9 protein-coding genes and 6 pseudogenes are annotated in these 13,728 nt (G+C 61.9%); 8 read left to right on the top strand and 7 right to left on the bottom strand.

Translation table 11 applies throughout. The annotated features are described in order from the left end of the window. The 4 genes and pseudogenes from JCM25156_RS21315 to JCM25156_RS03720 all read left to right on the top strand — a co-directional run. Positions 1-434: pseudogene (locus JCM25156_RS21315) on the top strand (NADH-quinone oxidoreductase subunit L); the annotation flags it as partial. A 226-nt stretch (positions 435-660) separates the two neighbouring features. Then, positions 661-1,917 (top strand): annotated as a pseudogene (locus tag JCM25156_RS21310) (complex I subunit 4 family protein). 58 nt (positions 1,918-1,975) lie between these two features. Further along, positions 1,976-3,340, top strand: a complete 1,365-nt coding sequence (locus tag JCM25156_RS21305) for an NADH-quinone oxidoreductase subunit N (protein WP_242402457.1) — start codon at positions 1,976-1,978, stop codon at positions 3,338-3,340. Between the two features lie 52 nt (positions 3,341-3,392). Next, positions 3,393-3,893 carry a CBS domain-containing protein gene (locus JCM25156_RS03720; protein WP_025812182.1) on the top strand — a complete coding sequence of 167 codons (501 nt, stop codon included), beginning with the start codon at positions 3,393-3,395 and terminating at the stop codon, positions 3,891-3,893. 41 nt (positions 3,894-3,934) lie between these two features. On the opposite strand, the pseudogene JCM25156_RS21300 reads toward JCM25156_RS03720, so the two are convergent. From JCM25156_RS21300 to JCM25156_RS21290, 5 genes and pseudogenes are all read right to left on the bottom strand, one after another. Continuing rightward, positions 3,935-6,200 (bottom strand): annotated as a pseudogene (locus JCM25156_RS21300) (TonB-dependent receptor). A 292-nt stretch (positions 6,201-6,492) separates the two neighbouring features. Then, positions 6,493-6,555 (bottom strand): hypothetical protein, encoded by a 63-nt coding sequence (locus tag JCM25156_RS30685; RefSeq protein WP_242402458.1) that lies wholly within the window; start codon positions 6,553-6,555, stop codon positions 6,493-6,495. Between the two features lie 216 nt (positions 6,556-6,771). Next, on the bottom strand, positions 6,772-7,005 hold the full coding sequence (locus JCM25156_RS30680; RefSeq protein WP_242402456.1) for a ferredoxin reductase domain-containing protein: 234 nt from the start codon (positions 7,003-7,005) through the stop codon (positions 6,772-6,774). Next, positions 7,002-7,358, bottom strand: a complete 357-nt coding sequence (locus JCM25156_RS30675) for a ferredoxin reductase domain-containing protein (RefSeq protein ID WP_242402455.1) — start codon at positions 7,356-7,358, stop codon at positions 7,002-7,004. Before JCM25156_RS30675 ends, JCM25156_RS30680 begins: the two co-directional genes overlap by 4 nt. Positions 7,359-7,372: 14 nt before the next feature. Beyond that, positions 7,373-8,427 (bottom strand): annotated as a pseudogene (locus JCM25156_RS21290) (aromatic ring-hydroxylating dioxygenase subunit alpha). Between the two features lie 119 nt (positions 8,428-8,546). On the opposite strand from JCM25156_RS21290, the gene JCM25156_RS03695 reads away from it, so the two are divergent. The 4 genes and pseudogenes from JCM25156_RS03695 (at position 8,547) to JCM25156_RS03680 (ending at position 12,805) form a co-directional block, all read left to right on the top strand. Then, positions 8,547-9,452 (top strand): LysR family transcriptional regulator, encoded by a 906-nt coding sequence (locus tag JCM25156_RS03695; RefSeq protein ID WP_025812180.1) that lies wholly within the window; start codon positions 8,547-8,549, stop codon positions 9,450-9,452. 76 nt (positions 9,453-9,528) lie between these two features. Further along, positions 9,529-10,121: pseudogene (locus JCM25156_RS21285) on the top strand (TetR/AcrR family transcriptional regulator). Positions 10,122-10,206: 85 nt separating this feature from the next. After that, entirely contained in the window at positions 10,207-11,364 is a 1,158-nt protein-coding gene (locus JCM25156_RS03685; RefSeq protein WP_025812179.1) for an iron-containing alcohol dehydrogenase, read from the top strand. A gap of 49 nt (positions 11,365-11,413) precedes the next feature. Beyond that, a complete protein-coding gene (locus JCM25156_RS03680; RefSeq protein ID WP_025812178.1) occupies positions 11,414-12,805 on the top strand; it encodes an NAD-dependent succinate-semialdehyde dehydrogenase in 1,392 nt (463 codons plus the stop codon). 125 nt (positions 12,806-12,930) lie between these two features. Here JCM25156_RS03680 and JCM25156_RS29760 read toward each other — a convergent pair whose 3' ends face one another. After that, positions 12,931-13,086: a hypothetical protein gene (locus JCM25156_RS29760; protein ID WP_183478736.1), complete on the bottom strand. Its 156-nt coding sequence runs from the start codon at positions 13,084-13,086 to the stop codon at positions 12,931-12,933. 347 nt (positions 13,087-13,433) lie between these two features. Beyond that, positions 13,434-13,728: pseudogene (locus JCM25156_RS21280) on the bottom strand (alkanesulfonate monooxygenase); the annotation flags it as partial.

Genomic DNA, 13,728 nt, shown 5'->3' with positions numbered 1-13,728 from the left:
GGCTTGTGCTGGCCGGGGTGATCGTTCCCCTCGGCGGCCTTGGGGTGGCGTGGGTGCTGTGGGGGCGCGCCCGCCCCATCATGCGCGAAGTCCCGGGGCAGGGCGACATCATCCGCCTCGCCCGGAACAGCCGGGGCATGGATGCGCTGTATGACCGGGTTTTCGTGCAGCCGCTGCGCCTGCTGGTCTGGCTTGCGCGGCTCGATGTGCCCGACCATGCCGTTACGGAAACGGGCAGGCTGACCCGCGACACCAGCGCCAAGCTTGCCCGGATCAGAAAAGACCTGCTCGACATGGTGGCCGCGCGAACGGTCATGATGATGCGGGAAGGCAGTCACTTTCTGGCATGGATGCAGGATGGCCGCGTGCGCTGGTACGCGGCGTGGATCGCGGGCGGGCTGTGCGCGGCGTTTGCAGTGGTGAGGCTGTCATGAACCGCTTCCCGCGCTTGTGCTGCTGCCCATTGCGGGGGGAGGCGTGGCCTGGCTGGCCGGGCGCTCCCGCCCGCAGGCCGCATGGTGGATAGCACTCCTGACCCTTGTGCTGGAAACGGGGCTGCTGCTTGTCACGACCCTTACCCACCCCGCCCATGCGGGACCATGGCGGGCGCATTTTTCCATGCCCTGGATTCCGGCGCTGGGCATTGCCATCCGGCTGGACATGGACGGGCTTTCGCTTTCCCTTATCTGGCTCTCCCTTGTCCTGGGCCTTGCCTGCGTGTTCCTTGCGACACGTCGGGTCACGGGCAATGCGGGGGCGTTCCACTTTCTGCTGCTCGCTGCCTTGCGGGTATTATCGGAACATTCCTTGCGACCGACCTGTTCGTATTCTTTTTCCTGTGGGAACTGATGCTGGTGCCGATGTACATCCTGATCGCCGCATGGGGGCATGAGGACAGGCAGCGCGCCGCCATGAAATTCTTCCTGTTCACGCAGGGTGGCGGGCTGCTCATGCTGCTGTCCATCCTCGGTCTTGTCATGGCGCATTACCGCGCGAGCGGGGTGCTGACATTCGACTATTTCACACTGGCCACGACACCGCTGTCCCCCGCTCTGTCCATGCTGCTCATGCTGGGGTTCTTCAGCGCATTCGCCGTCAAGCTTCCGGTCGTGCCGGTGCATGTCTGGTTGCCCGACGCCCATACGCAGGCCCCCACGGCGGCAAGCGTGCTGTTGGCGGGCATCCTGCTCAAGACCGGCGGCTATGGCATGATCCGGTTCAATGTCATGCTCTTTCCCGATGCGGCCACCCGTTTCGCCCCGGTGGCCATGGGGCTTGGCGTGGCCGGGATCCTGTATGGCGCGTGGCTGTCGTGCGCGCAGGATGATGTCAAACGCCTGATCGCCTATGGCAGCATAAGCCATATGGGTTTTGTGCTGTCGGGCATCTTTGGCGGCGTGCCCATGGGCATGCAGGGCGCGATCCTGCAGATGCTGGCGCATGGCCTGAGTACGGGCGCGCTTTTCCTGATCGCCGGTGCCATTCAGGACCGCCTGCACACGCGCGACATGCACCGCATTGGCGGGCTGTGGGGGGCCATGCCGCGCCTGTCCGGCACGGGGCTTTTTTTTCGCGGTCACCACGCTGGGCATGCCGGGGCTGGGGAATTTCGCCGGTGAATTCCTTGTCCTGCTCGCCATGTGGCATGTCAGCCCCCCGATTGCGGTGCTGGCCTCCACCGGGCTGGTTCTGGCCGCCATTTACGCGTTGCGGATGGTCAATCGCATCTTCCTGGCCGCGCCACGGGCCAGCCTGCCGCCTGTACCGGATCTTGCCGCGCGGCAGATGGCGGTGTTTGGCTGTATCATGGCCCTTGTGGTCGGGCTTGGCCTTTACCCGCAACCCTTCATGACGTTTTCCGCCCCCTCCCCCCTGTCCGTTATGGCGGCGACCGGTCGCGCGGCGGGTGCGCCATGATCGTGCATGACCTGTTCCTTCCCCTCCCCCTGCCCGTGCTTTCGGCGGGATCATGCTCATGCTGGCGGACATGGCGTGGCGACGCGCGGCGGCGCGCGGCCCTGCGCTCGGGCTTGTCACGTTACTGGCGGCCCTCGCCACGGTGGCATACCATGTCGGCGCATCCCCCCCTGACGGGACGGGACTGTTCATTCAGGACCGCTGGACAGCCTGCACGGCCCTGCTGGTCCTGTTTTCCGCGCTGTGTATCCTGCTCATGTCATGGCGTGACGTGGCGGGAGGGGAATATACCCTGCTGCTGGTACTGGCCACGCTTGGCGCGACGGCCATGGTGTTCAGCGCGAACGACATTCCTTTTTTCCTGGGGCTGGAAATCGTGGGCATGTCCCTTCCGGGGCTGCTGGCCTTCCGCCGTCATCAGATCATGCCGGCCTGTGAAGCGGCGATGAAATATCTCATCCTCTCGGGCCTGTCTTCGGCCGTCCTGCTTTTTGGCATGGGTCTGGCCTATGCCACCACGGGGTCGCTGCGATTTGTGCTCCCCGCCCCGGTTGCGGGCACGCCCCCCGCCATGGCGATGGCGGCGACGGTCATGATCCTTGCCGGCATGTTCTTCAAGCTTTCGGCGGTGCCGTTCCATATGTGGCTGCCGGACGTGATGGAAGGAGCGCCGGTTCCCGTGGCGGCCTTCATTGCCGTTGTCTCGAAAATCGCGATGTTTTCCGTATTCGTGCGGTATTTCGGGGCGGGGCCTGTAACCCCCACCCTCAACGGGGTGCTGTACGCCGTTATTATCCTGACCATTCTTGGTGGCAACCTGCTGGCGCTGCGCCAGACCAGCCTCATGCGCCTCATGGCCTGTTCGTCAATCGCGCATGTGGGCTATCTTCTCATCGCCTTCTTCTGCCCCGGCTCCCTGCAAGCGGGCGCCATCACGGTCTATCTGCTTGCCTATACGGTCAGCACGCTTGGTGTCTTCGCCATCATGAGTGCATCAGCAGTCCCGGCGGACCCCGGCGGGACGGTGATTGCGGAATGGAAGGGACTGTTCTCCCGCCGCCCGTTTCTGGCCACGGCCATGTCGCTCATGCTGCTCTCGCTTGCGGGCATTCCGCCGGGCATCGGTTTTCTTGCAAAGTTCCAGATCGCGGCGACCGGTGTTGAACACCAGCGCGACCTGCTGCTTTGCGTTCTCGTGATCGGAAGCATCATCGGGCTTTATTATTACCTGAACATCATCCGGGTCATGATGGGTACGGCCACTTTGTCCCCCCTGACCATGGACAGGCGCATGCAACCGGAACTGACCGCGCTGATCATCGTTCTGAGCATGATCGTGGTGATCGGGGGGCTTTTCCCCGCCCGCATCATCCAGCCGCTTCTTCCCGTCTCCCCCGGTGGCAGTATCCTGCCCACGGAATAAATATAAGGAGGAAGACGGAGCCGCCACACGAAAACAGGAAAAGGGATTTCCCATGTCCTCCCGTGTTTTTCATATCCTTGCCCGCAAGGGCCATACGGTCATTACCGTGCGGGAAGATGACCCGATCCCCGCCGTGGCCGACATACTGGCGCGGCACAATATTGGCGGCGCGCCCGTTGTCGGGCCGGATGGCGGGATGGTCGGCCTTGTATCGGAAAAGATGATCGTCAACGCACTGTCGCAACGCGGGCCGGACATTTCCGCCCTGCGTGCGAGGGACATCATGCGCACGGATGTTCCCACCGCCACGCCGGATGACAGTATCTATGATATTGCCTGCCGCATGACCTATTCCCGCAGCCGGCACATGCCGGTTCTGGAAGACGGGAAACTGGCCGGGCTGGTCAGCATCGGGGATATTGTCAAGCTCCGCGCGGAAAATGCGGAACAGGAAGCCGCCGAACTACAGGACTACGTGACGGGCAGCGACCATGCCGCCGTCCAGTCACAGGAAAGCACGCCCCCTGCCTATTGCGGGAAAAAAGATGCGTAACCGGAAAAGCTTCACCGTAAGCTTCAGGCAGCGCCGCGGGATCAGAGATCGGCGCTGATGGAGAATTTGAAGGTCTCGGGATCGCCCATGACCAGATCACTCTGGTAGACGGAGGCCCAGTAACGCTGGTTGCCGATGTTATCCACCTCAAAGCGCGCCGTCAGCGGCTTCCGGGCGGCAAGGAACGTGTACCGCGCCCCAAGGTCGAAGCGTGACCACGCGGGCAGATGCGCCGTATTGGCGTTGTTGAACTGCTGCTTGCCCGTGCTGATGACACGCCCGACCAGTGTCAGGCCCTTGATGAACGGTACGTCATACTCAAGGTTGCCGTTGATGGTGTAGTTGGGGATGCCGATGACGGTCTTGCCGTCATATGTGCCGCCAGTTGTATGCATCTGCCTGGCGTCGATCAGCGTCAACCCGCCATTGAAGCGCAGGCCACGCACGATCTCGCCGTTGAATGTCAGTTCCATGCCCTGGTTACGCTGCCTGCCATCCTGGGTGTACAGCATCTGCCGGTATTGCCGTAGGGTTCGGTCATCGCCTGCGGCATGGAGGTCTGGAAAAAGGCAACGCCTGCCGCGAAACGGCCTACGTCATATTTTGCGCCGACCTCATACTGGGTGCTCTGGTACGGGGCGAAGACCTGCCCGGCGTTGACATAGGTTGACCCGACGGTCTGCCCGGCGGACAGGCCCTGAATACGGTTGAAGTACAGGGAGAAATTGCTGATCGGATGAATGACAAGCCCGATGACCGGGGAAAACGCCGCCGCATCGTAATGCGTGTTCAGTTTGCCTGTGCCATAGTCAAATGAATCGGACAGGATATCCTGATAACGGAAGCCACCGGTCAGCGCGATGCGATCATGCCAGAAGGTCATCGTATCCGACAGAAACAGGCTGTAGAGCTTGTTCCACGCCACGCGCCCGGGGTTGCCCAGACTGCCGCCCCTGAAAGTTTCATCCGGCGTGAACTGCGTGGGATGGTAGATGTTGCCTGCCTGCGGCACGAGGGCCATGGCATAGGCGGAATCCGATTCTTCCCAGATCGCCGATCCACCCGCATTGAACTCATGCTTGATGGGACCGGTCGTGACATGCGCGCGCACACCGGCCTGCGTGGCCTGGTTCATGACATTGTACGCATCGGCCATGGCGCCAACCGTGCCATCACCGGTATGGGAGTTCGTCAGCGTGGTGGTGGCGTAATTGCCCATTTCGTTGCCGCTCTGGGCCCCGAATTTACCGTAGGCGGTTATGTGGCTGCCAAAATCATGTTCAATGTTCAGCGTTCCGAACAGATAGGCCAGATCCGTATAGGCCCAGCGCTGCCCCCAGTTTTCGGAAGGGGCGGTCGCCCTTGGCGCAGGCATGCCCGCGGCCAGGCTGGAGACGATGATCGCGCTGCGCCCGCCAAAAACCTGCTGTTTCTGGTAATTCATGTTCATGTTGATGCGCGTATCGTCATTGTGCCAGTCGAACGCCGCGCCCAGCGCCACGTCATCATGCGTTCGCCCTTGATCGGCGTTTCACCATCCATGCCAGCCGCGTTGAACCGGAAGCCGAAGGCATGGTCCTTCCCGAACCGACGGCTTATGTCAAACGCGCCCCCGCCCTGCCCGCTACTTGTATAATCGCCCGTGATGCGCGTGATATCCTTCGCGGCCGCCCGTTTGGGGATCAGGTTGACATTGCCGCCAATGGCCGAGCCACCGGGCGCCGCCCCGTTGAGGAAGGCGCTGGCGCCATTGAGAACCTGCACCGAATCATAAAGCTGCGGGGATACGAGCTGTCGTGGCGTCACGCCATAAAGCCCGTCAATCGCGACATCATCCCCATAGAGCGTGAAGCCACGGATCTGGAAAAGCTGGGCGTAATTGCCGTAGCCCATCGTCGTGCGCACGGTGGGATCGTTCAAAAGCACATCGCCCAGTGTCTGTGACTGCTGGTTCAGGATCAGGCTGGAATTGTAGCTGCGGATGTTGAAGGGCACGTCCAGCCCCTTCTTGTTACCCAGCGCGCCCAGATCACCACCGCTGGTGACATACATGCGGTTCCCGCGCGCGGCGGTGACGACAATATCCTCGTGCCCGCCCGCATCCGCGTCCCTTGTATCCGCCTGCGGGGGGGCGGTGTCGTTTTTCGCGGTGGCGGCGGGATGCGCCTTTGGGGCGGAAGCGGTTTTCGCCTTCTGCTGCACAGGACTGACCTCGTCCGCGAAAGCGATGGAAACCACCGGACCACGGGCGCCAGCCAGCAGGCTGGAGGCGCAGATGGTGCTCAGGCAAAGCGCACGAAGACTCATTTCAAAGCTCACATAGTGACAGTTCCCGATCGCTTATTTAGCAATTGATAGTGAATTGCAATATCAAATGAGTCCTTTTCCTGATGAAAGTCCTGACCTCCCCCAGGTCGCCCTGGCTGTGTTTTCAGGCGCGAATATATGTGCGCCCGGCTTCCCGAACATCGGCCGGGCGCACGGTCATGGCAGGCAGGCCGACCCGCCTGCCTGTCCCTTCCCTACAGGTCCAGTGTCAGTGAGGGCGTCCGACTGCGTGAGCAGCACAGGGCGATGTGATCGCCCTGCTCTTCTTCCGTCAGGACATATCCCGATGATCCGCCTCCCCCGCCAGAAGCGGCACGACACAGGCCCCGCACATGCCCTGTTCGCACGACAGGGCGACATCCACCCCCTCCGCCAGCAGGCGGATGCAATGCTCTGTCCCGCTGGCACGCTTACGGTCTGGCCCGATCGGGCCAGAACAACCTCGAATGCCTGATCCGAAAGGGCATGCGTCGTTTCCGTGGGCCGGAAATATTCGGTATGGATCTGTTCGGGCGACCAGCCGCCGCAACGGCATGGGAAAAAACGGCGTTCATGAAGCATCCGGCCCGCACAGCATGACCGCCGTATCGGAAGACGGCGCACCCAGGGGGGGCGGACATCCCTCCCGCCGCAGGCTCTGGTAAAACCGGACATGGTCGCGGTAAGGAGCCTGCCGCAGCATATCGCCAAACGGCGCCTGCTCCGGGTCACGCGCGTAATAATGAAGCTGCCAGTCGGCCTTGTTACGTTGCAGCCGCCGCATCATGGATAACAGGGGGGTCACGCCAATCCCGCCCGCCACAAGAATGTACCGCCGCGCGGATGGCAGGGGAAAAGCATTACGGGGGCCGGATATGGACAGTTCCATACCCCTGCTGACCTGCCCGCACAATGATTCCGATCCCCCACGGGAGTTCGCCTCCCGCCTGACGCACAGTTCATAGGCATCGGCTCATCCGCCGATCCGCACAGTGAATACTGGCGGATCAGCCCGGATGGCGTCATGACATCGACATGCGCGCCGGGTTCAAAGGCTGGCAGCGCCGCCTGCCCCGGTCGCGCGACCAGACGCAGGCGCACGCACCCGGCCCCTTCCGGGGCGACATCATCGACAAGGACGCGAAACAGGGAAGACATGGGTGCTGCTCCCGTCACGCCGTGAAGAACTGGCTCAGTCCCATGGTGCGCAGGGCGCGGCGATAGGCGATCGAACTGCGATCCGCCATCACATGGGCTTCGAGCGTGGGATCCAGTGGCAGGTTCTCGGGCTTCTGCGCCTCCACCAGCGCGAGATCCTCCCTGAATACCCGCAGGTTGAAGTCGTACACGTCCTGCAGCGGCAAATCCTTGTCGAAGTTACGGCACATGGGCGCGAACATGCGTGTCTTGCGTGCCGACACGGGTGACGCCGCGTTCATGATGACAAGGCGACCGTTATCGGGAAAATGGATTTCCAGTGTCGCGGTAAAGGGCACATGCACCGGAAGTGCCGCAGCCATTCAAAACCGGGCCGCCCCCGGTCAACCCGGCCAATGGGGTAGTTGCCCACGTTGCTGCGGTATTCCGCTTCGAACCCGTCCGGCGTCGTGCGGGTCGTGTAGGGCGGCACCACGGGATTTTCGGGATCGGCGAACGTGTCGGTATGAACGAAGGCGAAGTGGGCCACGTCAATGAAGCCTTCGACCTGCCGCCCGGCAAAACCGGCAATGTCGATCCAGGGGCAGTTGATCTGCTGATAGGCCGGATCATCCCAATGCGGCATGGGGGGAATGGCGACCGTCTCCCCCTCCGGCCGCAGGCAGGTCCAGATCAGGCCATAGCGCTCCACCGCCGGATAGGTACGCAGGTTGAGTTTGGCGGGAATGGCGCTGTCGGGGTGGGCGGGAACCCTGACGCACCGCCCTTTCCCGCCAAAACGGAACCCGTGATAGGGGCAGGCCACCGTCTGGCCATCGCCCGTGCCCATACTGAGGGGAACGCCACGATGGGGGCACAGGTCATCGGCGATGACAATGCTGTCACCCGCCCGGTAGACCACCAGCGGGGCATCCAGCAGGGTCACGCCCAGCGGCTGGTCACCCAGTTCCCGGACAAGGGCGACCGGATACCAGCACCGGGCGAGGATGTTCCAGTCATCCACGTCGAACGTCATGTTGCGTGGCAGGGCGTGGTTACCGGCCGGGCGGGCGCAGGTGGCTGTGGTCATGGTGGATTCTCCTGAACGGGCCGGACGGTCTCCGGCGGCTTTCAGAAAGATCATTTCACAGGCGTTGCGCTCTCAGATATATCATAATTGAGCATTTTCCATTCTTGAAATGAGAACACATGCAACCGTTTTCCCGCTTCCTGGTCTATTTTCTGGCTGTTGCCCGCCATCACTCCATACGCAAGGCGGCGGAAGACCTGCACATTGCGGGTTCCGCCATCAACCGGCATATCCTGCTGGGTGAAAAACAGCTCCAGACCCCGCTGTTCGAACGCCTGCCCTCCGGCATGCGCCTGACCGCCGCGGGCGAACTGCTGTATGGATGCGCCAGACGGTGGGTCCGGGATCTCGATGACCTGAACCGCCAGATCGACGACCTGAAGGGCATCCGTCGCGGCCAGGTTGACCTGCTGGCGCCCGAAGCCCTGTCGCGCGCCTTTCTGCCGGAACTGGTCGCCCGCATGAAGCATGACCACCCCGGCGTGGTGCTGAACATGAACATTCGCGACAACAGGCGGATTTACCAGACCCTGCTCTCCGGCGAGGGCGACCTTGCCCTGCTGCTTGACCCGGAGGAGATACGCGACCTCGTGGTCGTCCGGCGCATGTCCTTTCCGCTCGGGTTCATCTGCCAGCCCGATCACCCGCTGGCGCGGCATGCCGCTGTCCGGCTGGCGCAATGCGCCGATTACCCCATGATCGTGCCTGAACCGCCGCTGGCACTTTCTTCCGTGTTCACAAGGCTCATGGAGAGCGGGCGCATCACCTTTGCGGTGGCCAGCCGGGCGAACAATGTGCAGATGATCATCTCCCTTGTCACAATGGGCATCGGCATCGGTTTCCTGAGTTATCTGGATGTCATGTCCGAAGTGACGCGGGGGGAACTTGCCTTCGTGCCGCTGGTGGGGGCCAACGTGCCGCACCTTACGCTGGCGCTGGTACATGACCGCACCCGCCAGCTTTCACGCACCACGCGTATGGTCGGCGCCCTCATCGAGGACATCATGTCCCGGCATGTCATCTGAGGCGCTCACCAAAAAGAGACGACCGGTCTATTTTTTTGTCTGGACACCCGGACCCCCACCCCATATAGATACCTTCATGAAGATCGCAGGGAAACAGCGCGCTGCCCGGCAGCACATTCTGGAAGCGGCCAGGCCGCTTATCGGCCAGCGTGGTTTCTCGGCCGTGGGGCTGGCGCAGATACTCGAGGTCGCGGGTATTCCCAAGGGGTCGTTCTACCATTACTTCGAATCAAAGGAAGCCTTTGGGGAAGACTCCTGCGCACCTATATCGAGGACTATCTGGTCAGGATGGATGACCTTCTCAATAACGGTGAAGGCAATGCGGCGCAGCGGATAACGCGTTACTGCCAGTTCTGGCGCGATACCCATGTTGACGGGCAGATCGGGAACAAATGCCTGATCGTGAAACTGGCGGCAGAAGTTTCGGATCTGTCCGAGCGGATGCGCGCCATTCTGGAAATCGGCACGACCACCGTCATTGACCGGCTCGCCAGACTCATCACCACCGGGCAGGAAGAAGGGTCCATTGGCAATAGACAGCCTGCCCCGATGCTGGCCTCATCGCTGTACCAGCTCTGGCTGGGCTCAACCCTGATGGTAAAGATTACACGCGGTTCCCCGCCGTTTGACTACGCTTGGCAGGCAAGCCGGCGGCTTCTGGAAATCTAGGTTCAGGACAATGCCTGGACAGCGTGTTTCATGATTTCAATAGTTGACCGGTCTAATGTAGACGACCGGTCCAATAGGTGTAGAGATGCAGAACTTTGAATTCTACAACCCCACGCGGGTTCTTTTCGGCAAGGGCATGATCGCCCGCCTTGATGAACAGCTTTCCCCCCACGCCCGCGTACTCGTGCTGTATGGCGGGTCCAGCGCCGAACGCAGCGGCACGCTGAACGAAGTCCGTGCCGCACTTGGCAACCGGACCTTCCGGGAGTTCGGTGGCATTGAAGCCAACCCGACTTACGAAACCCTAATGAAGGCCGTGGCCATGGTGCGGGCGGAAAAGCTCGACTTCCTGCTGGCCGTGGGCGGCGGGTCGGTCATGGATGGCACCAAGTTCGTTGCCGCCGCCGTGCCGTATGAAGGCGAGCCATGGGACATTCTGGTCAGCAAGGGCGAGGCCGCGAAAAAGGCGCTTCCGCTGGGCACCGTTGTCACCCTGCCCGCGACCGGTTCCGAAATGAACTGCCTGAGCGTGATTTCGCGCCAGTCCACCGGTGACAAGCTGCTGTTCTCCAACCCGCTGGTCTATCCGCGCTTTTCCGTGCTGGACCCCATGCGCACCATGAGCCTGCCCATGAAGCAGGTGATCAACGGTGTCGTGGACTCCTTCGTGCATGTGATGGAGCAGTACATGACCTATCCGGCGGATGGCATGGCGCAGGACCGCTTTTCCGAAGGGCTGCTGTCCAGCCTGCTGGAAATCGGGCCGCGCATCGTGGCTACGCCGGATGATTATGACCTGCGCTCCAACCTCATGTGGGTCGCGACGCTTGCGCTGAACGGCCTGATCGGCGCGGGCGTGCCGCATGACTGGACAACCCACATGATCGGCCACGAAATCACGGCGAAATACCACATCGACCACGCCCGCACGCTGGCCATGGTGCTGCCTGCCCTGCTCCGGGTGCGCCGCACGGAAAAGCGCGCCAAGCTGCTGCAGTACGCCGCACGGGTCTGGAACCTGACCGAGGGCACGGAAGACGAGCGGATTGACGCGGTTATCCGCAAGACCGAGGAATTCTTTGAAAACCTTGGCGTGCCGACCCGCCTGTCCGCTTACGGGATCGGGAGTGAAGGCATCAGCGATCTGGTGCGGCAGCTTGAAGATCACGGCATGACCCATCTGGGCGAAAACGATGATGTGACACTTGATGTCAGCCGCAGAATTCTGGAAGCCGCCGCCTGACCCACAGGCCAGTACCGCCGGAATGACCTGAAAATACACGAGGATTAAAATGGCTTACGCTACAACCAATCCCTATACCAACGAAGTTGTCGCCACCTTCCCCGACGCCACGGACGCGGAAGTACAGACCGCGCTGACCGAAGCGCATGCCGCCTTTGAAGCGTGGCGCGACACCTCCTTTGCCGAACGCGCGAAGGTGATGAATGCCGCAGCCGCCATCCTGCGCCGCGATATTGATAAATATGCCCGCCTCGGCACGCTGGAAATGGGCAAGCTGTTTGAGGAATCGAAGAAGGAAGTCATTCTTTCGGCCGAGATCTTCGAATACTATGCCAGCCATGCCGAAAACCTGCTGAAGCCGGAAGTGCTGCCCGTGGCCGACCCGGCGGAAGGCAAGCCCGTCCTGGTTCACGAACCGCTGGGCATCGTGCTGGCGATCGAACCGTGGAACTTCCCCTTCTATCAGGTGGTGCGCATCATCGCCCCGCAGCTTTCGGCCGGGAATGCCGTGCTGCTCAAGCATGCGTCCAACCTGCCGCAATGCGCCGCCGCCTTCGATACGCTCATGGCCGAGGCGGGCCTGCCCCACGGGCTGTTCCGCAACCTGTACGCGGCCCGTCCCCACACCGCCATGATCCTGAACGACCCGCGTGTGTGTGGTGTGGCGCTGACCGGTTCGGAAGGGGCTGGCACGGTTATTGCCGGTATTGCCGGCAAGGCGCTGAAGAAGGCGACCATGGAACTGGGTGGGGCCGATGCCTTCATCGTGCTGGACGACGCCGATGTTGAAAAGGCGGCCCGCTGGGCGGTGACCGGCCGGCACTGGAATGCCGGGCAGGTCTGTGTCTCCGCCAAGCGTCTGATCGTGGCCGACGCCGTTTATGACCAGTTCCTCGCACTGTACAAGGAAGGGGTCGCGGCCCTCAAGGCAGGTGACCCGATGGACCCCGCCACCACGCTGGCGCCGCTCTCCTCCCAGGCGGCGGCGGATGACCTGCGTGACCAGGTGACGCGGGCGATGGATCTGGGCGCGAAGGTTGAAGTGATCGGCGCACCGGTTCCCGAACAGGGCGCTTTCTTCCAGCCCCTGCTCATGTCCAACCTTGATGAAAGGAACGCGGCGCGACACTGGGAATTCTTCGGTCCCGTCACCCAGATCTACCGTGCGAAGGACGAGGCCGACGCCATCCGCATCGCCAATGACTCCCCTTACGGCCTGGGCGGTTCCGTGTTCACGCGCGATGAAGCCCGTGGCGCCCGCGTCGCGCGCGCCATCCGCACGGGCATGGTGTTCATCAACCACCCCCTTGTTCCCAAGGCGGACCTGCCCTTTGGTGGCATCAAGAATTCGGGGTATGGCCGTGAACTGATCGGCCTCGGGATCAAGGAATTCATCAACCACAAGCTGATCAACATTGTGGAAATCGACGCACCGTTCTGATGCGGTGGACAGGCGCGGCCGTTAACGGCGTTACGCGCCTGTCATGACCCTGAACAGGACAAAACCCCTTGTGGCATCTGCCGCAAGGGGTCTGTTTTAACTGACGTATGAAAAAACAATAAACATCAACGCCCGGCAATCTGGTCTTCGAGCTTTTTCTTCTCGGCGGTCAGGGCATGGACGTGTTCCGGATTTTCCTTCTGCGCGCGCGCCAGATCGCGTTCCACCTCCTTCAACCGGTGCTCAAGAGCCGCGGCGGAGGGTTCGTGATGTGTGGTCATGATATTTCTTCCTTACAACTTTATCCCGCGCTCCAGATCAGGGGCATATCCGCTGGCCTGAGGACTCCCGCCGGTCAGATCGATGCCGTCCAATGCTGGTAACGCCGTCTCATTCACGAAACGTGGTGTCACGGAAGGATGGTTTACAGGGGCCAAAACGCGGAGCTGCGATGCACACAGGATGTAGCGCACCTTTCCCCAGGCAGCGGCCTGACACAGCCGGTTCACGAAACATCCTGTATTCATAAGGAAGTTTCTGGTCAGGATTTTTTCAGAAAGCTTCAGGGAACGCCGCCTTTTTGAGAAAAGGCGGCGCCCGGAAACTTCTGGTGTTTTATATCAATCCGTCAGGATGCCGCCTGCAGGGGCGGGATGGTGTTGGCGATGCTCTCCCCGAACGGACCGGTATTGTTCGCGCTGGCTGCCGGACGCGTGGCATGCGCCGTGGGCAGCAGGGGGAGAACGAGTTCACCGAAGCGCCAGGCTTCCTCCAGATGCGGATAGCCGGAAAAGATGAAGCTGTCACAACCGGCCCTGCGATATTCGTCAATCCGCTCGGCAACGGTTGCCGGGTCGCCCACCAGTGCCGTGCCAGCCCCGCCGCGCACCAGCCCCACGCCCGCCCACAGGTTGGGGCTGACC

Source organism: Komagataeibacter kakiaceti JCM 25156 (genome assembly GCF_000613305.1).
Note: the sequence above shows the minus strand (reverse complement) of the source record. Positions and strands in the feature narration are given on the sequence as shown.